We start from the raw sequence: 677 nt of genomic DNA, 5'->3' as shown, positions 1-677 counted from the left end.
CGCCTGCGGCCAGGCCGGGGCGGTGCGGCGCGGGCGGATCTTCGAGCGCAGGGGCTGCGGCACCAGCGGCCGTACCGTACGGCCGATGCCGAGGAGCGCGGAGAACAGCTGCCGTCGCGGCAGCACGACGCGCAGCGCCCAGCGCAGCGCGCGTGTGGACACCGGGCGCGGCACCTCGCGCTCGACGATCTCGCGACCCAGGTCGGCGAGACGTCCGTACTCGACGCCGGACGGGCAGGTGGTCTCGCAGGCCCGGCAGGTGAGGCAGCGGTCCAGGTGGGTCTGAAGGCTTTCGGTGGGCTCTGCGCCCTCCAGTACCTGCTTCACCTGGTAGATGCGCCCGCGGGGGCTGTCGAGCTCGTCGCCCCATAGCCGGTAGGTGGGGCAGTTGGCCAGGCAGAAACCGCAGTGCGTGCACTTGCGCAGGATGGCGTCCGCCTCCTGGCCGGCCTCGGTGTCGCGGATGAAGTCGGCGAGTTGGGTCTGCATGGTCGCTTACTCCGGATACAGCCGACCGGGGTTGAGGATCGCCCCGGGGTCGAATGCCTGCTTCACGCGCCGGTGCGCCCGCATGAGGACCGGCGACAGGGGCTGAAAGACGTCGCTGTCGCGGTCGCCGCCGGCGAACAGCGCGGCGTGGCCGCCACGGGCGGTGACCGGGCCACGTACCGCGGCCG

At 72.8% G+C, this 677-nt stretch carries 2 protein-coding genes; both read right to left on the bottom strand.

The genetic code is table 11. The features are described from left to right. The coding region (locus tag G7A99_RS23240) for a 4Fe-4S dicluster domain-containing protein (RefSeq protein WP_163144416.1) at positions 1 to 489 on the bottom strand (489 nt) is incomplete at its 3' end. Positions 490 to 495: 6 nt separating this feature from the next. After that, positions 496 to 677: FAD-linked oxidase C-terminal domain-containing protein (locus G7A99_RS23235; RefSeq protein ID WP_305792364.1), on the bottom strand; the 182-nt coding region annotated here is incomplete at its 5' end.

The organism is Arhodomonas sp. KWT (assembly GCF_010993615.1).
Note: the sequence above shows the minus strand (reverse complement) of the source record. Positions and strands in the feature narration are given on the sequence as shown.